We start from the raw sequence: 25,228 nt of genomic DNA on the forward strand, positions 1-25,228 counted from the left end.
TCCCTTTGGACGTTTAGTTTCCTTCAATTATTGCTGAGCAGGCATTTGCTGCGTAGTGCAGTGAACATTCCCGCCTTCGGTGATGACCGCCATACCGTTAACTGTACGAATCTTACGGTCCGGGAACAAACCAGCTAGCACTTCCTCGGCAAGTTTATCTGTTTCCACCGCTGTACCGCCAAACACAGGCAATATAATTCCACCGTTTACGAAATAGAAGTTCAAATAACTGAGCGTCAGACGGCTGCCGTCATGATCTACCCGTGGTGGCTGCTGAATCCGGATAATCTCCAGTTTACGCCCTTTCGTATCTGTCGCATTCTCCAGAATACGAAGATTTTCCTGTGTAATCTCAAAATTCTCGTCCTGCGGATCCTCACAGACCTGAATAATGACTTTACCTGGAGCAGCAAAGCAGGCGATATTATCCACATGGCCATCGGTTTCATCACCACTTAAACCACGCTTAAGCCAGATAATAGTCTCCGTACCTGTATAATTCCGCACGTATTCTTCGATATCCTCGCGCTTCAATTCCGGATTGCGGTTCGTATTGAGCAGACATTCTTCTGTAGTAATCAAAGTGCCTTCTCCATCCGTATGAATCGAGCCGCCTTCCATCACCAGCGGTGCATCAAAGCGTGTAACTTGTGAGTGTTCGAGAATCTGTGGCGCCACTTCGTCATCCAGGTCCCAAGGTGAATATTTGCCACCCCAAGCATTGAACTTCCAGTTCACGCCTGCTAGAACGCCATCTTTATTAACAACAAAGGTAGGTCCGTTATCACGCAGCCAAGCATCGCTATGCGCTATAGGCAGCAGCGTTACATTCGGTCCACTAACCAGATGTTCTACTCTTTCTGCGTCCTCCGGGTTAACGATGACCTTGATCGGTTCAAACTCAGCAATGGCTGTGATGATCTCCGCATAACCTTGGCATACAGACTCATGGTTATCCGGGAAACACATGGATTCCTGCACCGGCCAGGAGATAAAAGTACGTTCATGCTTGCCCCATTCCGGTGGCATTGTATAGTTTAATTCTTTAGGATTCATGTGTTAACTACCTCTACTATTATATTTGGAGCCAGCTCTACCCTTAAAACTCCTCCCTCATCATACAATAATATGTTCTAGTGCTCAATTCCCTAGACCACTAATAATGTTGGAAGAAATTCGGGCCACACGTGATCTGACTGAGCTTATAATGTAATTCTTTTTACCACATTGCCTTCAAAATCCTTAACGATGAACTCTCCACCCTCAAGGACACCATAGGAATTCGGATTATTCTCTTTAGGTAGCGATATCGAACCGGGATTCAGCACGTATATTCCCTCTTTTACATCCGCAACCGGAATATGGGTATGCCCCTGAATAAAGATATCCTTCTCGGATAGTGCCGGTAAATTCTCAATACTAAAGCCATGACCGTGTGTAACATAGATTCGTCTGCCTTCATGCAGGAGCATGACGTAATCGCCCATCATCGGAAATTGCAGCAGCATCTGGTCCACTTCAGCATCGCAGTTACCGCGTACTGCTGTGATGGGCTTCTTTTTATTATATTCATTCAGTTTATTAGCAACTCCCTGTGGGTCATAACCCTTCGGCAGTGGATTTCTGGGACCGTGATATAAAAAGTCTCCTACGATAACAAGACTGTCTGCCTGTTCTTCCTCTACCTTTTCCAAAGCCCGTTCTAGCCAGAATAAAGATCCGTGAATATCGGAAATAAATATTAGCTTCATCATGTGTTCTCCTTTTCGACTTAACTTAAGTAAATCTTGCTCTTAGATCACAATTTTAACCTTGAATATGCTAACAACGCAAAAGTGGACGCTCCCCCAAAAGGAACGTCCTGCTTTATATGCCTCTATCCTTACGGTAAATTCGATGAGCCCATCAAGAATCGGTCCACTTCGCGCGCAGTCTGACGACCCTCATCAATAGCCCAGACTACAAGGCTTTGTCCTCGGCGCATATCGCCTGCGGTGAATACACCTTCTACATTAGTCGCTTGTGCTCCAAACTCCGCCTTGGCATTTCCACGCTCATCGCGTTCCACCCCAAGCTCGCCTAGTACAGTCTCTTCGGGACCTGTGAATCCCAATGCAAGCAGTACCAGCTGCGCCCTTAGTACTTCCTCACTGCCCGGTACTTCAACCGGAATCATCCGTCCCTGTTCGTTACGAGTCCATTCAATTCGCACGGTGTGCAGCTCCTGCACATGTCCGCCATCGTCGCCGACAAAACGTTTCGTCGAAACAAGATAACGACGTGGATCTCCCTTAAACAGCGAGGCCGCTTCTTTTTGGCCATAGTCCACCTTAAGAACCTTTGGCCATTCTGGCCACGGATTGCTAGGCTGACGGGTCAGTGGAGCCTGTGGCATAATCTCAAGCTGGATCACACTACGGCAGCCGTGGCGGATCGACGTGGCGACACAGTCTGTGCCAGTATCCCCGCCCCCGATTACCACTACATCCTTATCTGCCGCAGACAAGTATTCACCATCAGCAAGCTCTGAATCCAGTAAGCTCTTAGTATTCAGTGTCAGAAACTCCATAGCCTGATGAATGCCCCGCAGCTCATGACCCTCTATAGGAAGATCTCGTGCCTGCGTAGAACCGCCACACAGGACCACAGCATCATGTTCTGCCTTGAGTTGTGAAGCCGAGATATCTAGCCCAATCTCTATGCGAGTCACGAATGTAACACCTTCAGCCGCAAGCAAGTCTACCCGTCGCTGAACCGTCTTCTTATCCAGCTTCATGTTCGGAATACCATAAGTCAACAAACCGCCAATCCGGTCTGCCCGTTCATATACAGTCACTGTATGCCCTGCCTTGTTAAGCTGAGCCGCACAGGCAAGACCTGCTGGACCCGAGCCCACTACAGCTACCTTTTTACCTGTGCGAGTAAGCGGCGGTTCTGGAACAATCCAACCTTCTTCAAAACCTCTATCTACAATCGACTTTTCAATCGACTTTATCGTAACGGGCTTGCCGTTCATCCCTACTGTACAAGAACCTTCACAAGGTGCCGGACACACACGTCCAGTAAATTCAGGGAAGTTATTGGTCTTATGCAGACGTTTCAGTGCAACCTCCCAGTTTCCACGATAAACCATATCATTCCATTCCGGAATCAAGTTGTGCAGAGGGCAGCCGGAAGCCATACCAGACAACAGACGTCCTACATGGCAAAATGGCGTACCACAGTCCATACAACGTGCGCCTTGCTCGCGCAGATTCTCTTCATCCATAGGAATCGAGAATTCATCCCAATTCTTAATCCGCTCCAGCGCTTCACACTCCGAAGGCGTCTGCCGTTCAAATTCCAAAAATCCGGTTGCTTTCCCCATCTCTTTCATCCTCTCTAAATATCCCCACAAAATGGAGCTTTGTTTCGATGCACTCAGGAAAAATACGCTCTATGATTGTCTGTCGTTATGCTTATGCCACTCTAAAGCGCCAAAGTAAATGCCTTCATATTAACATCCAATATCATCATCGAAAATGAGTAATGTCACCTTTTTATGTAAAATGAAACAATCAAATTAAGGAAATAAAAAAACAAAAAAAGCACACAGTGTACTGTACCTGATTAAAGTACGTTACTCCACATGCTTTTTAATAATGATCTTGTAAAAGACTATTTATTTCGCCGTCAAAACTACTGTACCAATCCCACTTACAGTTAGCCTATTTCCAGCCAGCTCCTGCGTAAGATCAGCCCCGAAGACGGTCTTCCACGCTCCAAGCTGTGGCAGAAGAACAGTGGTCTGTTCAGCATTCGCATTGAAAAGAACATAAATATGCTTCGCTGCATCTCCTCCAGCGTGGCCACGCAGCGTGTAAGCTACTGCACTTGCCGGTGCTTTTTCAAAAACCAAATGGTTCCGAATGTCATCTGCCGTTCGCATACGGAAGGCCGGGTGAGCTTTACGCAGTGCAATTAGCTGCTTCATATACGTCACATCTTCCTGATGCGCAGCACACAATTCCCAGTCCATACGATTGATCTCGATCGAGGATTTGTAGCTGTTCTCCACCCCGTCCTTCGTACGCATAAACTCCTGACCCGCATGGATAAAAGGAATTCCCTGACTCATGAACACTATCGCAGAAGCTAGTCTGTGCATGGAACGGTGCTGAGTGACCGTCTCACCCACGGTGGACAATACGATTTTATCCCATAAGGTATGATTATCATGACACTCCACATAATTAACGTTTTGCTGAGGCTCCACGGCAAATTGCTTGATTCCTGGGCTGAAGTCAATTCCTCCCGCAATCCCCGCCTTGATCGTAGGCTCCAAGCCTATCATTCCGCTGATGAAGCCCGGCTGATCGTACAAAAAGATATTTCCTTTAATAGCATCCCTGAAATCATCATTAAAATGTCCGATTCCTGGCATAAGGGAGGCATTCTTCTGATGAGCGAGCCGTTCCATCGGCAGCTCTGTCCCCATCATCCAGCCTTCACCAATCGTCATAATGGATGGATCTATTCCATCCAGACGCCGCCGAGTTTCCCTCATCGTATCGACATCCATCAAGCCCATCAAATCAAAGCGGAAGCCGTCGATATGGTATTCCTTGGCCCAATAGACTACAGACTCCACGATGAAGCGAGACATCATCAAGCGTTCTGTAGCCACGTCATTCCCGCAGCCAGAGCCATTCGACAGGCTCCCGTCTTGTTTATAACGCAAATAATAGCCAGGTACCAGTTTGGTGAAATTCACGCGATATCCGTCGTACACATGGTTGTAAACAACATCCATAATGACACGGAGTCCACGATCATGAAGCGCTTGAATCATTGTTTTTAGCTCTTGAATACGTAGTCCGGGGACATAGGGATCCGTAGCATAGGAACCTTCAGGAGCATTATAATTCTTCGGATCATAACCCCAGTTAAAATGGGGTTCATCCAGCTTCGTCTCATCTACACTCTCTGTAGAATAATCATAAATAGGCAATAGCTGTACGTGGGTTACACCGAGATCTGCGATATGATCGAGTCCCGTAAGAATGCCATCAGGTCCACGAGTGCCTTCTTCCGCCAAAGCGAGATATTGTCCCTTATGAGCCATGCCGCTTGCCGGATGAATGGATAAGTCACGCAAATGAAGTTCATAAATAATGGCGTCCACAGGATCCTCAAACGACGGCTTATCTTCTGTCCACCGCTCAGGGTCTGTCTTGCGCAAATCTAGAATAGCACCTCTGTCACCGTTCACGCCAACAGCCCGTGCATAAGGATCAGCTGCTTCATTCCACTGTTCACCTAGACGAACTCGATAAGTATAGAATTTGCCATCCAGGTCACCGTCAACCGTAACTCTCCATGTTCCCCGGATATCGCGAATCATAGCATATTTGCACTCTGCAGCTCCTTGCCATGAGTCATAGATTACTAGCTCTGCCTCTTGAGCCGTAGGGGCCCACAAGCAAAACGATGAACAGGCCGATGAATATGTAAGTCCCAGATCATCCCCGTCATAGCTGAACAACTGATCAAACTCCTGAGCGAATACGGAAATCCCTCTAGTAGTCGCAGGATCACCATAATAAATGGGTTCCTTCATTTCCTTTTGTACGGACAAAGCACCTATCCCCTTTTCCAGTTATTAACTGGATTATAGTATGATCCTCGGATTTGTGCAAACGTTTGATTCGAAATAGTTAGATCATTTTTTTCAGGGCAATCTCCTAGTCAAATCGTAATTAACTAGGCGTTTCTAAGATATTCATTCCCACCATCGTAATGATGTCTTTATTCACAAAATATGGAATGCGTCGTTCTTTACAAAGAGCAATTCTACCATCCTTATACCTCACGCCATTATCCTGAATGATGAGAATTGGACGATCCCCGTTATCAGGTACCTCATAACCTATTCCTAATACCCAGTGGTAGTCATAAGCAAATTTCCCTCTCCACCGAAAATTAAACCATTTATCAAATTTAACAGCTACTGGTCGACCTGCATCAATCTCCGCTTTATATACATTGAAATCATTAAAAGTAGAGATGGATAGCCTATGCTTCCCTTTTGGCGAGATTGAGGCGTTGATATAAGCTGTAATTCCCTTTACAAACCGACGTGTACTCATGCCTAAAGGGGTTCCTCCGTGATGACTGTATAAGTAATTAATATGATCTGCTTTAGAGTGAAAATGACCTGTTCCACGAATAAAATCCATTCCTAGCTGGGTATTCCAATACTCGGTTAAAGCTGCCATTGTCGCAGGTCCACATGCAGAAGACGGGGCTGATACCCCAGCCTCCCACTGTGTGTATGGATCCGCCGGTAGTTTGTTACTGAGACTGGAGCCTCTATGCTTCATCAGGATGTTTCTCCTTTTGAAGAGTTCGCCTTAGAATCTGAAAGGACAGGGCCCTCCGGGAGTAAAATCACATTCCCACCAACATCCATAGGCACCTCTGAATCAGCTCCTGGTTCCATTTCCTGTGCGGGTCTTTGCTCTGTCTGAGCAACTTCTTCCTCATCACCCTCATATCTACTTTCAGGATTAATCTGTAGCGTGAAATAGAAATTGGAGCCCTCTCCTTCGCTACTTTCTACCGCAATGGCACCACCCATCAGCTCAACAAGCTTCTTGCAAATGGCCAGTCCTAACCCCGTCCCGGCATACTTACGATTAAACGTGGAGTGCAGCTGGTAGAACGATTGAAACAACTGATGCTGCTTCTCTAAAGGAATACCTATCCCAGTGTCCCTTACATTAAATTTTAAAGTCGATTTCTTTGAAACCACGGACAATTTCTGCTCTACGTAAATACAGACATTACCTCGGTCAGTGAATTTAATCGCATTGCTGACCAGATTAACCAACACCTGACGTAATCGTCCTGCATCTCCCATAATGAACGTAGGAACTCCTGGCGCCATGCTGTAAGACAGCTCAAGATTTTTTTCCAAAGCCTTAGCCATAAATAGATCCGTTACACTGTCCAGTACCTCTCGAAGATGCACGGGCTCATGTATGATCATCATTTTTCCGGCCTCAATTTTACTGTAATCGAGAATTTCATTCAGAATATATAGAAGAGAACTACTGCTCTCCTTAATAATATTTGTGTACTCACGTTGCTCTTCATCCAGTTCCGTCTCTGCAAGCAGATCAGTCATCCCCACTATGCCGTTCATAGGCGTGCGTATTTCATGGCTCATAATGGCTAGAAACTCTGATTTAGCCTGGTCCGCTTTTTCCGCAGATTCCTTGGCCCGAATGATCTCCTTCTCATCTGTAATATCCCTGAACACGACAACAACACCCTTAGGTTCGCCTTTATCAAAAAGAGGGGTTACCTGGTACTCTGCAAGAAAGCTTGTACCATCTTTACGCCATAAAACTGCATCCTTGCTCTGGTAAGACCCCCCTGACCTAATGGCCTTGATAAGTGGAGACTCCTCAGGCCGGTAATGAATCCCATCAAGCGCTGTCTGCTGAATATGATCCAGATAGGAATGCCCCATGATCTCATCATGTTCATAGCCGAGCATATGCAAACCTGCAGGGTTGATGAAGGTCACCTTCTCCTCCATATCGAGCCCAAAAATACCCTCCGATACAGCATTTAATATAAGGGTGTACTCATTGCTTAGCTTCTCAATTTGTTCTGTATATCTTATACGTTCCGTAATGTCACGAGAAATACCATATACTCCAACCACTTGATCGTCTACAATGATCGGAATATTAGTGGTATTAATCTCTACAAAATGCCCGTCTTTATGAATAAGTGTCAGATCATAGCTTTGGGGATATCCCTTAGCGGCTAAGTTAAAATGATACAGCGTCTTCTCCATATCCTTCTCATGCACAACGGGACCAAAGTACATTCCGATCAGTTCTTCCAGCGAATATCCGGTCAGCTTCTCCAGATTCGCATTGGCTGTTAAATAATCCCCTTGCAAATTCATTGAGTACACAGCAGACGGATTATATTCAAATAAGGATTTATAGCGCTGTTCATTCTCCTGAAGTTTGAATTCGAACTGTTTACGCTCTTCAACAGCATGACGCGAGATTAAATCCAGCGAGTTCTCGGATATCAATCTATAATTACGTTCACTTTGAAAAATCTGTTCCTCTAGCTCTCGATGATCTGCGATTTGTTGATCTGCAATCTTTCGGTCCGTAATATCTTCGGCGTACACAATAATATACGAAGGGGCTTGTCCTGCTGCTCCAAATCCTGAGAACGTCAGAGAAAGCCATACCGGGTGAGCCACTTTGTTAAGAAAGCACTCTTCCTTCTTCCAGCTTCCTGTTGGGGAATTCTGAAGCTCGTCTATCACCAATCTATAGGAGAGCTCTTTCGAAGACAACTGTCTATTTCCCATTTCTGCAAAAATAGCCCCAGCAAGAAACTCGGCTTCCGTAAAGCCAAGTAGATTGTAAAAAGCCGGATTAACCTTTAGCCAGCTGCCATTACCATCATTTAAAGATAGTACGGCCATTCCCTCTGGGGACCTCATAAATGCATGTTCTAACATCATGCTATATTCTACCGAGTTATCCATCTAATCCAGACCTCCTCTGTTGCGAACGTTGCACCACTCAATACCCTTCATAGTTCAGTATACGATAAGAGAAGTGAGTAATGAAATGTCCTAGTATCATTCTGAATAGGGAATAGTTTAATTTTAAATATTGACTGGATGCTCAGAGACAAACTATTATTAAACATAAGTAGAAACGCCTTCGGCGTCCTCTCAGGGACGATGATCGTTTTCTGCGAAAAATATAAGACATAAAGTATAGATGTAAAACTTATACTTTATTATATTTTAATAATATCGTTCGTGACCTATTACGCTGGAAGCACCCGTAATAAAGGCTTTTGCCTTTGCTACGGGTGCTTTTTTTTTGTTGTCATTAGGTTACGACAATAGGAGGAGAACAAATGAAAGTATTTAAGTCCATGCCCTTACTACTGTTGACGGTCCTGCTACTGCTAAGCACATCATCAGGAGCTTTTGCTGCATCTATAACAGAATTAACCCCTTCTATTAAAGCGGCTTTTGATCTGACGTCCGCGACGGCAGAAGGTCCTGCCAGGGTTAAGCTGACTTCTTTGTACAATGATTTATCCACCTTAAAGCTGCAGTATGATCAGCGCGAGGAGCAGATCCGAATCCTTCACTACAATAATGAGCAGTCGCTAATTGTGGTCCGTCAACAAATTAAAGGGATTGATCTTGAAGCAGTGACCCGATTGGAAGCCTCCGTTAAGAGCTGCAAGCAGCGCTATCAGCCTTTATTCGACCAGTATAGTGCACTTAACAAACGAATTAGTATCGCTAAGTCTCTTAAGAATAAGACTTTAAATACCGTACTGCGCGCCCAAGGTGATGCTATGAAAATCTTGGTTCAGTTGGCACGGCAAGAGATCAGCGACAAACAAAATCAGCTGAGCGCCACGAAAAAGACACGTATCCAAAAGATAGCCGAAGCTCGTAAAACCTTATCTGGCATTGAAAGTCCTCAAATCACGATCAAATCTAACAAGAGCGTAATCACCTCGTTAAACAAACGTGCCTCAGCAGATTGGACTGACTTTAAAGCAGCAATTCGCAAACAAAATCTTACACTAACCACCCAGTCCCTATCTTCACTGGTCTCTGGTTATCGTCAAATCGCAACCCACAAACAAAAAATAATTGAGCTCGAACAAACGGTTTCCCTTGTTATAGCGAATACGAAGAAACAAATCAGCTAGCGGACTTCTTCTTACTTGCTCTGCGGTAAGCCATCACTTTGCGGTACATGCTTTTATTAGGAAGATGTTTGAAAATATACGGATCCGGACTAGTATTCACTTCAATAATCCAAGGTGTCATGTGATTATCTAAACCTACATCTACACCGATCTGTTTAAAGCCAGGATATTTCTTATGATAGAAACGTCCGGTATCCTCACCTAGCTTTCTCAATATCTTAAGCATCTGGGCTTGCTGAGCATCGTTCAAATGAGGCGACAGTAGTTTCTCCATAGACATTAGCGTACCACCGTTATGATAATTGGTAACAATCTTGCCTTTCTCAGCTACTCGGCCGATCAATCCGGTCGTTTCCCATTTGCCACGCGGACTGAGCTGGACCATCACACGGATATCAAAGCGATGCTTTCCGTGCTTCAGCAAAACGATCCCTCTCTGAATCAAGTAACTACGTCCGCGTGTCGCTTTCTTAAGGGATGAATAAAAGGTGTCATAGGCTCCAAAGGTCTTAATCTTTGTTCCACTTTGGTATTTGTATTCTGTTCCATGAAAATCCTTACTCTGTTCAACCTTCATCACACCATTACCATAGGTGCCATGTTCCGGTTTAACGTAAATCATCCCATATTTCAAGAGCATCGTCTTTAAGTTTGCTTTACTAAACTTCACCGTTTCTGGAATGAGCGGTGAAATCTCTGAACTTTGCATGAGCACCTTGGTTTTAATCCATTTGCTGGTCAACGCCGACTTTAACTTCGTTCCCAATTGCCCTCTCCCCTGTCACTCAAATAATAATCACAGCCTTGCCTAGCCTTAGTATTTTATGCTTCAACTATTTGAATGGCATGGGTTGAACGCCCTCTCCGCTTTCAGATGTATCTCCAGATACTTAAGCTGCATATGGTGGGAAGAGGATAACCATTAGCGGATCAGAGGAGGCATGAACCATGCATATTTGTATTATTGCGCCGGAACGTCTCCCGGTTCCGGGAGACGGTTCAGTAGAAATCTGCATTTGGGCCATTGCCAGAAGGCTGGCTGAGAAACATAAGGTTACCATTGTGAGCCGAAGAGCACCGGGACTGCCCGATGCCTCAATATTGGAGCAGGTCAGAATCATTCGTTTGCCCGCAAGTACTCCCGTCCATTATCGTACTTCGGTATTAGACTACGTTCAGAATGAGTCATTTGATATCGTTCAGATCGATAATCGCCCCCATCTTATGTCTGCTGTAAAGAAACGGTTCCCTCATCTTCCGGTACTTCTATTTCTGCATTCTCTTACATTCACACCGGACACAGATAAGACTGCTAGGGCTTTGGCAAGAGCAGATCTGATTATTGCGAACAGCCATTCTCTACAACGAAGACTGACCCATCGCTTCCCTCAATTAAACAATGAAATCCGTATCGTCCTGCTCGGAGCAGATCTTGATCGATTCACTCCTGTAACGACACAGGAAAAATACCATCTTCGCAGATTTTACAGACTTCCGATGGCCTATACCGTCTTATTCGTCGGTCGAGTCATCCCCCGCAAAGGGGTACCCGTCTTGATACGTGCTATGTACCATGTAAATAAACACCTTCCTGCTCATCTTGTAATTGCAGGCAAAGGAAGCCCCTCGTATTTGCGACAGCTGAAGCTGCTTGCACGGCGACTAGGCGTATCCGTCTCCTTCCTTGGGAATGTAGCTCATGAAGATATTCATACCCTTTATCAAGCAGCCGACTGCTTTGTATGTCCCTCCCAGAATCATGAATCCTTTGGACTTGTCAATGTAGAGGCCATGGCCTCGGGACTGCCCGTCATCGCTTCTAGCAATGGCGGTATCCGCGAAATTATCTACTCCGGCCATAACGGATATCTGGTGGAAAGATATCGCGAAGCCTTGCCCTTTGCTAGAAATTTGCTGCGGCTAGGCCGGAATCCGGATTTGGCAGCAACCATCGGGAAACATGGAAGAGCGGATGCGCTTGAGGTCTTCAATTGGCAACGTACGGCAACTGATTTAGAGCGGCTTTACCAAGCTGCCTTAGTACAACAATAGATCCCTACAAGCATAAACGTCTTCGGCGTCCTTATAAGGACGATGAGCGTTTAAGCGAGAAATACAAGACATAAAGTACGGTGTGAAACTTATACTTTCTTATATTTTTAAATCAAAGAAGTCCGCCTCCAATCACTGGAGACGGACTTCTTTGATTTAAATAAATTGAACAACCGTAAGTACAAGCCCGACAACAAAACCGCATAAGGCACCGTTCACACGAATCCATTGAAGATCTTTACCTACTTTATCCTCCAGCATATTCACTAGACTAGCATCGTCCATGCTATCCAGATTCTCTTTCACCAAAAGACCGATTCGGAAGTGGTTGGCCTCTACAAATGTAATTAATGAAGCGCGAATCCGCTCCTCCCAGCTGCCGATCCACTCTTGTTCCTTGCTAATACGGCGCACAAGCAGGGCGTATAGTGCAAACAGCTTGCGTCCGCCAGCTGCCCGGTCCTCTTCCAATAAGGAGAGTGCCTTGCTGCGTACGTTCTCCAATTGAGTATGCAGAAAAGCGGTTGCTGCTTCTCCCTCAAGCTCATTGCGTGCCCATTCTTTTACAGAAGCCATTCTAGCCTCATCATTAACAATCTGGAACAGCGCCACCCGAATTTCCCGGATAATCTCTTCACGATAAGGGCTATCCTCTTCACGAAAATCGCGAATACCGGACTGTAGCATGCCTTGCAGCATCTCACCAAGCATATCTGCATCCATAAATCCAACGAAAGCCTGAAAAGCCATCCCCTTAAGTCCACCGAGCTTCACTTCAGCCAGCTTCTCACTGGCGATCTTACCCAGCATAGCTTTCGTCTCAGGACGACCGCTCCAGTTAGATACCCCTTCCAGTGCATAATCCAGAGCAGCTACATCTTTTCCATCGTTCATTAATTTAGTGACAATCTTATCAGCTGCAACCCCAAGCTCCGCTTCACGAATATAGTCGGAAGCTGCCTTTTGAAGAAAAGGCACAGCTTTCTCTACCGGAAGACGTGACACGAATTCGCTAAGCTGCTCTAGGATCTGGGCTCTCACCTTCTTCTTGCTAAAGAACTTCGTCAGCAGCTTGGAACCCATAGACATAATGCCAAACTTGCGCAGCTTGTTCTCAATACTCTCTTTGTTCAGCAGCTCAGTCTCCATAGCGGTAATTAACGACTGGATAATCTTATCCCGATTCTTGAGCAGCAGTGAGGTATGTGGAATACGCAGCCCCAGCGGATGGCGGAATAACGCGGTTACAGCGAACCAGTCGGCAATCCCCCCAACCAACCCGGCCTCAAAGCCGCCTCTTAGTAGAATCACGGCGAGATTTTCAGGTAGAAATAGTGTAATCAGAAACCCACATGCCATAAAAGCTAGTGACATGGTGGCCAAGTTTTTGGATCTCACGATTAGTCCCCCTTACATACACAGCTGCCGATGTCCTTACGCAGGAAAAATACCGACGGATCACGTCCCACGAACATGAACTGACGATAGACTCGGCTAGTCGATTAGTTTAACAACTATTGTACCACGATTGAACTATTTTCTAAAAATATACGATTCGAATAGGAATGAAAAGGTGTTTTTGGTTTTCAGAATATTAATGATAAGATACAAGTAACGTTCTCACTGGCCCGCGAAGGGGACAACTATGACTGGATAAGGAGATCATACAACATGCTGATTGCTTTAGATATGGATGGAACATTGCTGAATGAAGAAGGACAAATTAGCCCAAAGAACCGTGAGGCGATTATAAAGGCTCAGAATTTAGGCCACATCGTAATTATTGCTACGGGACGCTCTTTTATGGATGCGGAACGACAGCTGCGGCTAGCGGATCTGGAATGCCCTGTAGTCAGTCTGAATGGTGCAGTAGTCACACTGTCTGACCGCACGCTCGCAGCAAGTAAACCGCTGAATAAGGAAGACATCATTCCTGCGTTACGCTGGATGAATGAAATTCCGGATTTGTATTACGAGGTGTACACAGAGGACAACGTATATGTGGAACTAAACAAACGGGTAAGGTTAGAGAAATTATCTGCACTGAGTGAAGAAGAAGTACCCGAGGAAGTCAGCTGGCTGCTAAAAGCAATGATCGATCAGCAGTTTCAACAAGCGGCTGTAACTTACGTCGAAAGTATGGAAGAGATTTGGAGTAAAGAAGAAAACGTCATTTATAAAACGTTAGCTTTTTCTCTAAACCGGGAACTGCTCAAAGAGGCCTCCACCCGCTTCGCCGCGATCCCCGGCCTCATTATTACAGCCTCCCATGTTAATAATATCGAAATTAACGACGAGGACGCCAACAAAGGCTCCGGTGTAGCTATGCTCGCTGCCCACTATGGCATCTCTCTAACAGATGTAGCCGTAATGGGTGACAGCTATAATGATCAACCGATGTTCGAGATGGCCGGCTACCGGATTGCCATGGCTAACGCAGCACCGATTCTAAAAGAAATGGCTGAATTTGTTACCGTCAGTAATGCGGAAGATGGGGTTGCGGCAGGACTTGAGCATCTCTTGGCTAAATTCTGAACCAACATGCCTGGCTTAAATCATAAACAGCTAAATAACCTCTGACAGCATCCTGAGGATGGGTCAGAGGTTTTTTTTACTACAGCTTTATACAAGGATGATTGTCCAAGCTCAATGGCTTTGCAAACTCAACGTCTTTCAACAACTCGTTATTCCGCTTATTGTGCATAACACGTGATTCGCATACCCCTGACTGAACCTCCTTGAGCATTTGACGATTCTCATCATATAAGATAACTGCCAGTGTATGATCATCTTGTCTTACAACCAGCTTCATATTGGGCTTAACTTCAAGCGATACCGTTTCAAAAGGAGACACATCGATCATAACTTCCAGTCCCACATTCTTGAATGTGTAGGCGTATGTGATTTCAGGCCCACGGTTATAGGTGGCTTCAATACGTCCATTCCCTATATTCACATCATAGGCCAAGGACTCAAGCTCTTGCGGAATTCTTGGAGCAATTGTCAGTGTGTTGTTAATCAGATCTGGACGGATACCTAAGAAATACTGGTACCACACACGCAGCTGCTCAGCATTGGACCAAGCCTGCAGGTATGCACCCGTCAACTTCGCCCAGCTCTCACCTTCCGCAGGATAAGCATCCATATTCTCACTAAGTCCACCAACAACACCTAAATTCAAGGCCTGCCAGTTCATATTCTTGAATAGCTGATAGGCCGTTTCTTCCTGCCCCGCTTCAATCATACGCTGCATCGCAATACCATTAAGCCAAATCCAAACCGCACCGTTATGGTAAGCCTCGTCTTTCGGATAATGAGAAGTTAAATGAAACGGACGGAACAAAGGATGATGTCTATCTAGAGAAGCAACGCCCCATGGGTAGACCAACTCTTCCCACGCGGTACGAATCGCTCTAGCTTTAAAATCGTTATCATCAAACATTTCAAAAGCAAATAACTGGTTAGGGCGCAAGGAGAATTCTGGCTTGTCCTCTGCATCCAGTCTGTCTGCTAAATAAGGATGCGCTTGATCAAAGAAATCGACCGCAAAATGGCGCTTCAAGGTTTCAGCAATGCCCTTCCATTTATCAGCGTTCACCTTGTCATCCATATATTCAGCAAAGTAAACACCCGCAAGCAATTGGTTATACCAGAGTGCTTGAATATCATTGGCACGGGTATCCCGAGGAGAATATGACTCCAAATTGCCATCCCGGGCATCCATCCAAGTTTCATTATCTGCGTGCTTCAAGTACCCTTTATCATCTACCCAATATTTTATGGAACCTTCAATACTATATTGTACATTGTGATAAAGCTCTTTAATGATCGCTGTATCTCCCGAATACTTAACGTAATCCTGCAACTGGATAATGAATCGCGGCGTACCATCCGTTGTATGGTAATCCACCTTTCCAGGAGACAAGATATTTGGAATTCTACCAAAGTATTTAGAATCTTCGTCCGTATTCTGAAACTCTGCGAATGATAGCAAGATATTTCTAGCCGTTTCGAATTGCCCTGTAACTAGCACGGCTCCCGGAAGAGCTATGAATTGATCCCGCCCCCAATATTCGTTAAACCATGGCAGTCCTGCATAGATACCATCACCCTGCTGTCTGGTAACTAACTGATCCATTGTGATGTTCAACCAATTCATAGCTAAAGTAAACGTATCATCACTGCTGGTTAGATGGGCATTGTGGTGTAAGAAATCTTCCATCCGCTTAACACGTTCATCTTTCAAAGTGCTAATATCTTGTCTAGCTTTAAGGATTAAGCTTGCTGCTTCTTCGGATGTCTTACCTGCAGCGATATAATAACCCCCAGCGTTTGCATCGGCAATTAGAACTTCATTATCCATGTACAAAGGTGAAAGGTTGATCGCGCTAACTGCAATCACCCAATCTCCCTCGATAGCGCTAAAGAATGCGATATGATCCTGTTGGTTTATATAGCTAACATTCTCTCCCCTTAAAACAATACCTATGGCTTCCTTCGCATTAGCGAGACTAATTTCTAATAAATTATGATAATCCAATAACCACAGCTCTTCTGTCAAATCGGCGTGCTTACGCACCATTTTATAAGGATAGGCCCAAACTTCAGATTGTCGATTGTCTAGCTTCTGCTCACCTGCGAATAAGGTGTATCCACCGAAAATTCTATTCTTAGCAATATTAAGTCCCTCAAAAAATGCATGTTCCACATGATCCGTATGATGGGATTGTGTAAAATAAAATGCTGCCTCTTTATTCGTAAATGAAATACCCCGGTTGGCTTCTTGAGAGACAAATGTCTTCATTTCATCCAGAATTGATGTATGAACTTGATTGCTATTCATTGTGAGCCTCCTACTTGAAATAATAGACCGCTATGAAACCTCATAGCGGCTGTCTACTAATATTCACTCTTTAACCGAACCAACGACAATCCCTGTAACGAAATATTTTTGCATAAACGGATAAATCAACAATAATGGCAGCGTGGAAACCACGATTTTAGCAGCGTTCAAAGTCTTATTCGAAACTTTTGCTAATTCCATTAATTTTTCAGGATCTGTAATATTCTGAACCTCAACGCTAAGCTGTTGAATATAGGTTTGCAATGGATAATTCGCCGTTTTATTAATATACACCAAGGCTCCAAAGTAATCATTCCAATGGCCTACAATGGTAAAGAGTGTAACGGTGGCAAGCGTAGGCAATACTATCGGAAGATAAATTGTACCTAATATTCTCCATTGTGAAGCTCCATCTATATTCGCAGCTTCCTCCAGAGATTTCGGTACAGCACGGAAAGCATTCATCAGCAAGATCACATTCCCTATCGGTACTGCACCCGGCAAGATCAATGACCAGATGGAGTCTAAAAGATTAAGCTCTTTGACTACCATAAAGGTTGGAATCAATCCGCCTGAGAATAACATTGCGAAGATAACGAGATTCATATAAATCTTCTGACCCGTGAATACTCGTGAACTTTTAGACAATGGATAGGCTGTAAGAATCATCAGTCCCATATTCACAAACAGGCCTAACACTACCCGTTCTACAGAGATCATAAATGAACGCCAAAACTGGCTATCAGACAATAACTTTTCATATGAACTAAATGTCGGATTAACCGGGAATATACTTACAAGATTAGCGGAAGCCGCCGCATTGTCACTGAAAGAGATGGCTACTAAATTGACTAACGGTATAAGACAAGATAAGGCAAACGCTAGAACAAATACCCAGATAATAACATCTGCAATACGACCTTTGATGTTAGATGCGTAAATGGGAGAACCCCCCTTTCTTTAGAAAATACGATAATCCGTAAGTTTTTGCGCCAATTTATTCGCAGAAAGAATCAATACGATACCAACGACCGACCGTAATAGGCCAACTGCTGTACCTAAGCTGTATTGTCTTTCTACCAGACCTACCCGATAAACATAGGTATCAATAATATCCGAAGATTCATACACCAAAGGATTATACAGATTGAAGATCTGATCAAAACCAGCATTCAATACATTCGGCAAGTTCAAGGTTGTAACCAGCAAAATAGTTGGCATTAAGCCTGGCAACGTGATGTGCCACAGTTTCTTAAACCGGTTGGCTCCATCAATGGAGCCAGCCTCATAAAGTCCGGGATCAATGGAGGTCAGAGAAGCTAAGTAGATAATTGAACCGTACCCAAAACCCTTCCAGACATCCGTTAATACAAGCATCGGTCTAAACCAGGTATTGCTGGCCATAAACAAGACCGGGTCAATTCCAAACCAGCTCAACATGGCATTAACAGGACCTTCATAAGAGAAGATATTCATGACTACAGTAGCCAAGATCGCCCATGACAAGAAGTTCGGCAGATAAACAACCGTCTGTATGAATCGCTTAGCAAACTTCACACGAATTTCATTTAATAACAGGGCAAACACGATGGATGTAAATGTACCCACAATAATTTTCCATAATGCGATAACGATCGTATTACTGAAAATCTGTTTGCTGTCAGGAATTTGAAGCATAAACTTGAAATTATCAAGACCTACCCAGGACGAACCACTCATTCCTTTAGCCGGAACATAGTTTTGAAAAGCCATTATAATACCAAACATTGGGATAAACGAAAAGATAATCAGGAAAATCATGCCTGGCGCCATCATGAAATGGAATGCTGTCTGATCTTTTTTATTTTTCATTTATGGATCATCTCTTTCAACATCATTTGTTTGCTATCGCTTCGTTAACTTCCTTAGTAATTATCTCGCCGCCAGTTTTATTCCAGCTATCTACAAACTTATCAAATGCGTCAGGTGTTTGTTCACCTGTAATGATCTTCAAGTACATTTCAAGTTCCATTTTAGTAAGTGTCGGCCATTTCAAGGTCATGGATGATGTACTTCCAAAGAATAATGGATTCACTTCTTTAATATTAGAGGATTTCACCAAACTAGCTGTCGTAATACTGGAAGTATATCCAGCCCATGCGTTGGAGTCTGGTGTTTCTCCATTCTTCTTACTATCAAGGAATTTCTTATAGGAGTTATAAGCCGTTAAATCCTCATTGCTAGTTAATTTACTGGTATCGCCTGTTTCTAATGCTTCTTTCATGATGTCAACGTTACGATAGAAAGCGTCATAATAATCGATATTAATGGCGAGCGGAGATCCGCCAACATTCATGCTCTTATAATCTTCAAATTGTTTCAAAGCTTTTGCATCTTTTTCTTGGTAACGCTGATAGTCATATTGAACACTCACAAGCTTGGCTGCGAGTTCAGGGTGTTCAAAGCCTTTGCGAACAACTAAATAACTGCTGGAAGGATTTCCAGTGAACATTGTAAGCGAGCCATCCTCTGATTGTGGGGCAACATAAGATACCCATTCCGCTTCTGGATTCAGCTTAAGCGTGTCCGCCACAGTCCAGCTTCCCCACCAGTTATCCATGAAAGAACCACTTTTTCCGCTTGTAAGTAGCGCCTTGCGGTCATCACCAGTACGTACTGCAAACTGACGATCAATCAAATTATTCTTGTACATCTCAGACAGTTTGGTCAGTGCAGGCTTCATCTCTGGTCGAACAGATCCGTATACAGCCTTTCCACTTCCATCATCAATCCACTGTTTTGGATACGCACCATATAGTGAAAAGATATTATTAAATGAGAATTGTCCACCAGAAACACCGGCAACGTTTTCATTATCGACAACAAGACCTAGCGTTTTACCCGCTCCGTTACCACCAGGATCTTTTTCTACAAATTGAGTAATAATGTTCTCCACGTCAGCCATTGATTTCGGCTCAGCAAGTCCCAATTTGTCCATCCAGTCTTTGCGAAGCCAGAGGATACCAGGACCATGTGAGATTTCAGTAGTTGGTATAGCCATCAGCTTGCCATCGAACTTTGCGCTATCCAGAACACGCCCACCGTAGGAATCATAAATTTCCTTAATTCGATCGCTGGCAGTATTCTCATAAGCATCCGTCAGATCTGCAATCAGATCGTTCTCATAAAGCTGTTGCAATGTCGCGTAATCAGGAACCACCATAAGATCGGGTATTTCACCGCTTACAATCGCCATCGAAACTTTCTGACTATAGTCTGTACCATCATTGGATTCAAACGAGGTTGTATTTTGAATGTTCAGCTTATCCTTGAAATATCTTGTCCACACATTGTCTGTGGCAGTATCTTTCTCATAAGGCGTTCCTGCAAGTGCTGAATAGCTCGTTGCCACTTGTCCAACAGAATATGTAACTGTTTCAGGATAGGCGCCAAATGGAGTCGTCTGTGCTTCTTTCCATGCCGGATCACTCGCATCTGTCTTTGGGGTAGTTGCTGCAGAGTTATTAGAACTCGAACAACCTACCATAGCAACAGCTAATAGTGATGATAATATTATGGAGCTTGATTTTCTCAATTTATGTTTCATTATAAGAGCCTCCCTTTTTCTATAAAAAACTCGTATTAGAAAACGATTTCAATGCGCCGGCCAGCTTCAAAAAAATTTATATTGTTACTCCCTTAAGTTTATAGATTCTTGCTACCCATCGTAAACGCAAAAAAATTATGTTTTACACAAATAAATACTCATCATTAACGATAATATCGTGGAATAATTGCTACGGTCGAAGATGTTATACTACAATATCAATGTCACTACATGTCGAAAGGTGGTAAATAATGTTATCCATATTGGTGGTGGATGATCATAAGGAGGAGAGAGAGGGGATTGCTTTTCTCATTAAGGAGCTCGGCTTCCCCCTCCAATTGCATGTCGCAGAAAACGGCCGTAAAGCACTTGAATATGTAAGCGCACACTCTGTCGATATTCTATTTACCGATGTACGGATGCCTATAATGGATGGATTACAGTTAACCAAGGAAGCATTAAAGCTATACCCCAAATTAAAGGTGATCTTATTCAGTGGATTCGCTGAATTTGAATATGCCAAAACAGCCCTCTCCCTGGGCGTATCCGAGTATCTTTTAAAACCGGTTAACATTGAAGCATTCCAGACTACTTTAGAAAAAGTCATTCAGGAATTAAAGAACCAGCAGCAAAAAGAAGAAGCGTCACAAAGAAAGCTAAGCTATGTGAGAAAACATCTACTCTTCTCTCTAGTCAACGGTATCGGAAGCCCTCCTCCTCTTCAAGAGCTGTCTATTGAATTACCCAGCCATTACAATAAAATGCTTTTGTTAGAATTCGATAAGCCTTTTTTTGAAACTGTGGATTCGGAGTTCGAAGAGTTTGTACTTGGTTTAGTAGACACATCTGCTGATTACTTAAATTTAAACGGATGTCAGAGTCTACTACTGTTTCCCGAGCAAGAGTTTCCTTCTTCCCAGTTTGATAATCATTCAGCGATACACCTTCATCATTGTATCCATGATAAATATAAAGTGAATTGTTATCTCGCTATGAAAGAAGAAGTAACCTCAATACTAGATTTAGGTTCACTTTTGACTTCATTAGAAGAATTGATGGAATATCGTTTTTTTCTCCCAGATACCTTTGTATTTAATACACAAAATGACTTACATTTCTCTGAGGCCTTGTATCCAGACCTTACAGATAGCCATCTACTAGATCAGATTCGAAATAATCTGAAGGATCAAGATCTTTTTAGCTTACGGGCAAACACTGAAATTTTATATCAAAAATACGTACATCAAGTACAGTATTCACATTTGTATGTAAAGTATATGTTCTCCACCATCTATCAAGAAATCATGACACAAGCCGCACCTATATCAGAAATGGAGCTGCAGACTGCCGTCGAGACCATATATGGATCTGAAGATTTGCGGGATATCAAAGATATCATATTTGAAGGTATCGCTCGGATTGATCAGAACTCCACCAACCATGAGCCTACTCAGAACCGGGATGTCGATGCCGTCAAACAATATATCGAACAATATTATGCAGATGATCTAAGTCTGGAAATGCTTGCTGCTAAAGTGTATTTGTCTCCACATTATCTCAGCTCTATATTCAAGAAGCAGACAGGCTGTGGGCTTAATAAATATATTAAGAATGTCCGCATGCAAAACGCAAAAGAGTTGTTAACAAATACGCATCAAAAAATATCAAATATTTGCACTGCAGTGGGCTATCGCAATATTTCATACTTCTGCCAAAATTTCAGGGATTTCTATGGGTACACACCAGAAAAATATAGACAGTATAATCAGAAGTCCTCTGTATATCGGGAGGAGCATTATGCAACTTTGGCGGACACTTAAGCAAAATATTCGCGACTTGAGGTTTCAAACCAAGATCATGCTTTCATTTATGTTAATCAGTATGATTCCTGTTATTGTATTGGGCAGCTTCTGCTATCAAGAAGCTAAATCATCCCTCATTAAGCAATCCAAATCTGATCTGAATGCAGCCTTAAATCAAGGGGCTTTAGCTTTAAATAGTCATTTGGATGTCTACAATAAACTCATGAATTTCTTGAGTTTTAATCAGGAAATTATTAATTCAGCCAATCATACCTATACAAGTATGTATGAAATGTATGATCAGTTAACCCATGTAATTGACCAAAATTTCAATACGGCACGGTATCTAAATACAGGTGTCGAACAAATAACACTGTATACAGGAACCAATCTTCTGGCACATGGCAATACTGTCAGAGCCCTAAATGATATTAAACAGAAACATTGGTATCCGGCATTGATGAAATCAGTCGATGTCCTGTGGTTTACGGATAACAAGGAGATTTTTGCTGTTCGACGCATTATTAATACGAAACAGAAAGATCCTAAGGAAAATGTGCTGTATGCACGTGTGAATTACGATTCGTTATTCAAACCTTTTGAACCCCTACTCTCTCAAGGTTCAGAGATTCTCGTCAAGGATGCTTATGGAAAGTCGATCTATGCCTCACCTGGTATAGAAGGATATATTTCTTCCAATAACTCAGACAACTTGGATACGCTGCATTGGAAAAATACGGAGTACACTGTGTTGCAATCCGAAGTTCCTATATCAGGATGGACAGTGATGTTATGCAAACCTACGAAGATGATTACCAATTCTGCTTGGAAAATCCTCTCGACTGTGGGGCTTGTTATTGTTGCCTGTATTGCTGCCGTTGCTATAACTGCCAATCTATTCTCTCGAAAGTTCAATTCGCGAATTAAACGTCTGCGCAAAAATATGCGCACCGTTGAAGAGGGATCGCTGGAAGTCACCGTCACCAGTACATCCAAAGATGAAATTGGGGATTTAATCAGAGGCTTTGGTAACATGGTTGACAAAACTAAAGTATTAATCGATAAGGTCTATATTGAGGAAATTTCACGAAAAGAATATGAAATGAAAGCCCTTCAAGCTCAGATTAATCCACATTTTCTATATAATGCTCTTTCGCTCATCAATTGGAGAGCCATTCGAATCCATGCAACAGATATAAGTGAAATGGCGCAGCTTCTATCCACGTTCTATCGGACTACGCTGAATAAAGGGAATAATATTATTTCAGTTTCAGATGAACTATTGAATGTACAATCTTATATACAGATTCAGCTTAACATGCACAGCAACAACTTCGAGGTAGAATATCAGATCGACGAGACCATTCTCTCTTATTACATGCCTAACCTGATGCTTCAGCCTCTAATTGAGAATGCTATTATTCATGGTATCGAGAATAGAGGAGAAGAAGAAGGAAGCAAAATTATTCTATCCGGAGAAATGGTGGAGGAGTGTATCATCTTCAAAGTAAAGGATAATGGCGTTGGCATCCCACAAGAACGACTCAATCTTCTGCTTAAATCCCAGTCCATAGGCTACGGACTTAAAAATGTAAATGACCGGGCTATGCTAATGTACGGACCAGAATACGGCTTGTCCATTACCAGTATTTTAGGACTGGGAACGGAGGTCACATTCCGATTCCCATCCAAAAGATACGAAGGTGGCTCTGATCTATAACTCTTTTAAATGCAGTGATGTTGGCTAGCTGCACTCAAAAATTCAACCGGGACATGTACGCTGGATTAAACCCGGTTGATTTTTTTCAATCTATTGAATTACAAATAATCAGGAGCGCTTTCCTCCCCCATCCATTCGGCAGAAACACGTACATAATCCCCCACATCAGAAGACGTCACCAGTTCAATGATGATCAATTCGAGCGGTGTAATCGCCCGCAGACCATGACTCGCACCGATAGGAACCATGACTGTGTCCCCGGCTGCAACCACATGAAGAATGCCGTTCATACAGTACTCTCCATTCCCGGAAAGAAAAGACCATATTTCTTTGGTATGCCTATGAAAATGATAGCTGGTGTGCTTCCCTGCCAACATCGTGATTTTGGAAGTTGTAACCTCAGCTCCTGCTGCAGTTCGTGAGAAATCTAAAATGCGTGAGCTCCCCCACCGCTTTTCTTCAATCATCGGTTTTGCGGCATGACCCTCCAGCTTCTGCTTAATTCGTTTCGCCTGCTCGATCCCAGCAACCAAAATACCATCTGGACCCGCCGCCACGATTAAACCCGGAGCACCAATGATATGCACTGGACAAGAGAGCTCGTTCACCAAATGGGTTCCTTTTGAATCCTCAGAAATGCTCCCCCTGCCAATTGCCTTTTCCTGCAAATGAGGGGTAAGCGCATCCCAACTGCCAATATCCGCCCAAACCCCAGTGTAGGGGATAACTACCGCTCGCTGCGTGTGTTCCAGCACCTCACAGTCAAAGCTTCGTTCTGGAAAATCGTCATAACGCTCCAATAGCTCCATGTAATCTACTGAAAGCTTCCGTTCCACCATGCTTGAGAGCAAGTACCCTAATGAGCAGGAGAACACTCCACAGTTCCACAGCCCTCCACGGGAAATGAAATCGGCCGCCGCCAGTTCGTCTGGTTTCTCTGCAAACTGCTTAACCTTTAGGAAGGACATACCGCCTGAGCCATCACTCGGTAAAATATACCCGAACTGGGTGGATGGGAATTCAGGCGTAACACCGATCAGAGCAATATCTGCTTGTGATTCGGACAGCACGCTGGGAAACTGCCGAAGCTGACTGAAAAAAGATGCCTCCACGTATGAATCCACCGGAATGACCACAACGATCTCTTCTAAGTCTATTTTCTTCACGGAATGCAAATAACTCGCCGCCAGAGCAACCGCTGTAAAGGTCCCACGCTTCTGCGGCTCCGCTAATAAGGCAATCTGATCGCCAACAGATTTGCGGGTAATCTCCACCTGACTGCGATGGGTTACAATGCAGCATGAATCCAACAGTCCTGCCTCATCCAGCCCTCTGCATACTCGCTCGATCATCGACTCCATGCCCCCATTTTCTGTTGGGAGAAGTCTTAAAAATGCCTTTGATCTGATCTCATTCGACAGCGGCCACAGCCTTTTCCCCGATCCGCCTGAAAGGAGCAC

General features: G+C 43.8%; 18 protein-coding genes. 5 read left to right on the plus strand and 13 right to left on the minus strand.

Annotated elements, in window-relative coordinates; genetic code table 11:
* Positions 1 to 27: 27 nt before the first annotated feature.
* From UQ64_RS12630 to UQ64_RS12655, 6 genes are all read right to left on the minus strand, one after another.
* Positions 28 to 1,056, minus strand: a complete 1,029-nt coding sequence (locus tag UQ64_RS12630; RefSeq protein WP_060623835.1) for an agmatine deiminase family protein — start codon at positions 1,054 to 1,056, stop codon at positions 28 to 30.
* 146 nt (positions 1,057 to 1,202) lie between these two features.
* A complete protein-coding gene (gene yfcE, locus UQ64_RS12635) occupies positions 1,203 to 1,751 on the minus strand; it encodes a phosphodiesterase (RefSeq protein WP_060623836.1) in 549 nt (182 codons plus the stop codon).
* Positions 1,752 to 1,882: 131 nt separating this feature from the next.
* Positions 1,883 to 3,367, minus strand: a complete 1,485-nt coding sequence (locus UQ64_RS12640) for a glutamate synthase subunit beta (RefSeq protein ID WP_060623837.1) — start codon at positions 3,365 to 3,367, stop codon at positions 1,883 to 1,885.
* A gap of 294 nt (positions 3,368 to 3,661) precedes the next feature.
* Positions 3,662 to 5,617 carry a type I pullulanase gene (gene pulA, locus UQ64_RS12645; protein WP_060623838.1) on the minus strand — a complete coding sequence of 652 codons (1,956 nt, stop codon included), beginning with the start codon at positions 5,615 to 5,617 and terminating at the stop codon, positions 3,662 to 3,664.
* A gap of 121 nt (positions 5,618 to 5,738) precedes the next feature.
* Positions 5,739 to 6,362 carry a C39 family peptidase gene (locus UQ64_RS12650; protein ID WP_060623839.1) on the minus strand — a complete coding sequence of 208 codons (624 nt, stop codon included), beginning with the start codon at positions 6,360 to 6,362 and terminating at the stop codon, positions 5,739 to 5,741.
* Positions 6,362 to 8,566, minus strand: coding sequence for a PAS domain S-box protein (locus UQ64_RS12655; protein ID WP_060623840.1), 2,205 nt, complete (start codon positions 8,564 to 8,566; stop codon positions 6,362 to 6,364). The genes UQ64_RS12650 and UQ64_RS12655 overlap by 1 nt, the downstream gene beginning before the upstream one ends.
* A gap of 383 nt (positions 8,567 to 8,949) precedes the next feature.
* Between UQ64_RS12655 and UQ64_RS12660 the strand changes: the two genes are divergently transcribed.
* Positions 8,950 to 9,765, plus strand: a complete 816-nt coding sequence (locus tag UQ64_RS12660) for a hypothetical protein (RefSeq protein ID WP_060623841.1) — start codon at positions 8,950 to 8,952, stop codon at positions 9,763 to 9,765.
* Here UQ64_RS12660 and UQ64_RS12665 read toward each other — a convergent pair.
* Complete coding sequence (locus tag UQ64_RS12665; protein WP_245237950.1) at positions 9,758 to 10,531, minus strand: YheC/YheD family protein; 774 nt, start codon at positions 10,529 to 10,531, stop codon at positions 9,758 to 9,760. The two genes, UQ64_RS12660 and UQ64_RS12665, sit on opposite strands and share 8 nt — an antisense overlap.
* A 182-nt stretch (positions 10,532 to 10,713) precedes the next feature.
* On the opposite strand from UQ64_RS12665, the gene UQ64_RS12670 reads away from it, so the two are divergent.
* Positions 10,714 to 11,817, plus strand: coding sequence for a glycosyltransferase family 4 protein (locus tag UQ64_RS12670; RefSeq protein WP_060623842.1), 1,104 nt, complete (start codon positions 10,714 to 10,716; stop codon positions 11,815 to 11,817).
* 156 nt (positions 11,818 to 11,973) lie between these two features.
* Here UQ64_RS12670 and UQ64_RS12675 read toward each other — a convergent pair whose 3' ends face one another.
* Positions 11,974 to 13,215 (minus strand): DUF445 domain-containing protein, encoded by a 1,242-nt coding sequence (locus tag UQ64_RS12675; protein ID WP_060623843.1) that lies wholly within the window; start codon positions 13,213 to 13,215, stop codon positions 11,974 to 11,976.
* Positions 13,216 to 13,488: 273 nt separating this feature from the next.
* On the opposite strand from UQ64_RS12675, the gene UQ64_RS12680 reads away from it, so the two are divergent.
* Complete coding sequence (locus UQ64_RS12680) at positions 13,489 to 14,352, plus strand: Cof-type HAD-IIB family hydrolase (RefSeq protein ID WP_060623844.1); 864 nt, start codon at positions 13,489 to 13,491, stop codon at positions 14,350 to 14,352.
* Between the two features lie 79 nt (positions 14,353 to 14,431).
* Here UQ64_RS12680 and UQ64_RS12685 read toward each other — a convergent pair whose 3' ends face one another.
* From UQ64_RS12685 to UQ64_RS12700, 4 genes are all read right to left on the minus strand, one after another.
* Entirely contained in the window at positions 14,432 to 16,660 is a 2,229-nt protein-coding gene (locus UQ64_RS12685) for an amylo-alpha-1,6-glucosidase (protein ID WP_060623845.1), read from the minus strand.
* 63 nt (positions 16,661 to 16,723) lie between these two features.
* Entirely contained in the window at positions 16,724 to 17,602 is an 879-nt protein-coding gene (locus UQ64_RS12690; RefSeq protein ID WP_060623846.1) for a carbohydrate ABC transporter permease, read from the minus strand.
* Between the two features lie 18 nt (positions 17,603 to 17,620).
* Positions 17,621 to 18,511 (minus strand): ABC transporter permease, encoded by an 891-nt coding sequence (locus UQ64_RS12695; protein ID WP_060623847.1) that lies wholly within the window; start codon positions 18,509 to 18,511, stop codon positions 17,621 to 17,623.
* Between the two features lie 22 nt (positions 18,512 to 18,533).
* Entirely contained in the window at positions 18,534 to 20,246 is a 1,713-nt protein-coding gene (locus tag UQ64_RS12700; RefSeq protein ID WP_060623848.1) for a type 2 periplasmic-binding domain-containing protein, read from the minus strand.
* Between the two features lie 251 nt (positions 20,247 to 20,497).
* Here UQ64_RS12700 and UQ64_RS12705 point away from each other — a divergent pair, with 251 nt between their 5' ends.
* Entirely contained in the window at positions 20,498 to 22,066 is a 1,569-nt protein-coding gene (locus UQ64_RS12705) for a response regulator (RefSeq protein ID WP_060623849.1), read from the plus strand.
* A complete protein-coding gene (locus UQ64_RS12710; RefSeq protein ID WP_060623850.1) occupies positions 22,044 to 23,768 on the plus strand; it encodes a sensor histidine kinase in 1,725 nt (574 codons plus the stop codon). Before UQ64_RS12705 ends, UQ64_RS12710 begins: the two co-directional genes overlap by 23 nt.
* Positions 23,769 to 23,866: 98 nt before the next feature.
* On the opposite strand, the gene UQ64_RS12715 is transcribed toward UQ64_RS12710, so the two are convergent.
* The gene (locus UQ64_RS12715; RefSeq protein WP_245237951.1) at positions 23,867 to 25,228 is read right to left on the minus strand and encodes a sugar phosphate nucleotidyltransferase; all 1,362 of its coding nucleotides are present in this window, start codon (positions 25,226 to 25,228) and stop codon (positions 23,867 to 23,869) included.

Origin of the sequence: Paenibacillus etheri, assembly GCF_001012825.1 — a bacterium.
Classification (GTDB): Bacteria; Bacillota; Bacilli; order Paenibacillales; family Paenibacillaceae; genus Paenibacillus_AQ; species Paenibacillus_AQ etheri.

What these genes read in the sequence shown, in the direction of transcription:
- UQ64_RS12700 (WP_060623848.1), bottom strand. Translation starts at nt 20,246, where the DNA reads ATGAAACATAAATTGAGAAAATCAAGCTCCATAATATTATCATCACTA.
- UQ64_RS12650 (WP_060623839.1), bottom strand. Translation starts at nt 6,362, where the DNA reads ATGAAGCATAGAGGCTCCAGTCTCAGTAACAAACTACCGGCGGATCCA.
- UQ64_RS12640 (WP_060623837.1), bottom strand. Translation starts at nt 3,367, where the DNA reads ATGGGGAAAGCAACCGGATTTTTGGAATTTGAACGGCAGACGCCTTCG.
- UQ64_RS12655 (WP_060623840.1), bottom strand. Translation starts at nt 8,566, where the DNA reads ATGGATAACTCGGTAGAATATAGCATGATGTTAGAACATGCATTTATG.
- UQ64_RS12705 (WP_060623849.1), top strand. Translation starts at nt 20,498, where the DNA reads ATGTTATCCATATTGGTGGTGGATGATCATAAGGAGGAGAGAGAGGGG.
- UQ64_RS12680 (WP_060623844.1), top strand. Translation starts at nt 13,489, where the DNA reads ATGCTGATTGCTTTAGATATGGATGGAACATTGCTGAATGAAGAAGGA.
- yfcE (WP_060623836.1), bottom strand. Translation starts at nt 1,751, where the DNA reads ATGAAGCTAATATTTATTTCCGATATTCACGGATCTTTATTCTGGCTA.
- UQ64_RS12695 (WP_060623847.1), bottom strand. Translation starts at nt 18,511, where the DNA reads ATGAAAAATAAAAAAGATCAGACAGCATTCCATTTCATGATGGCGCCA.
- UQ64_RS12685 (WP_060623845.1), bottom strand. Translation starts at nt 16,660, where the DNA reads ATGAATAGCAATCAAGTTCATACATCAATTCTGGATGAAATGAAGACA.
- UQ64_RS12710 (WP_060623850.1), top strand. Translation starts at nt 22,044, where the DNA reads ATGCAACTTTGGCGGACACTTAAGCAAAATATTCGCGACTTGAGGTTT.
- UQ64_RS12670 (WP_060623842.1), top strand. Translation starts at nt 10,714, where the DNA reads ATGCATATTTGTATTATTGCGCCGGAACGTCTCCCGGTTCCGGGAGAC.
- UQ64_RS12660 (WP_060623841.1), top strand. Translation starts at nt 8,950, where the DNA reads ATGAAAGTATTTAAGTCCATGCCCTTACTACTGTTGACGGTCCTGCTA.
- UQ64_RS12630 (WP_060623835.1), bottom strand. Translation starts at nt 1,056, where the DNA reads ATGAATCCTAAAGAATTAAACTATACAATGCCACCGGAATGGGGCAAG.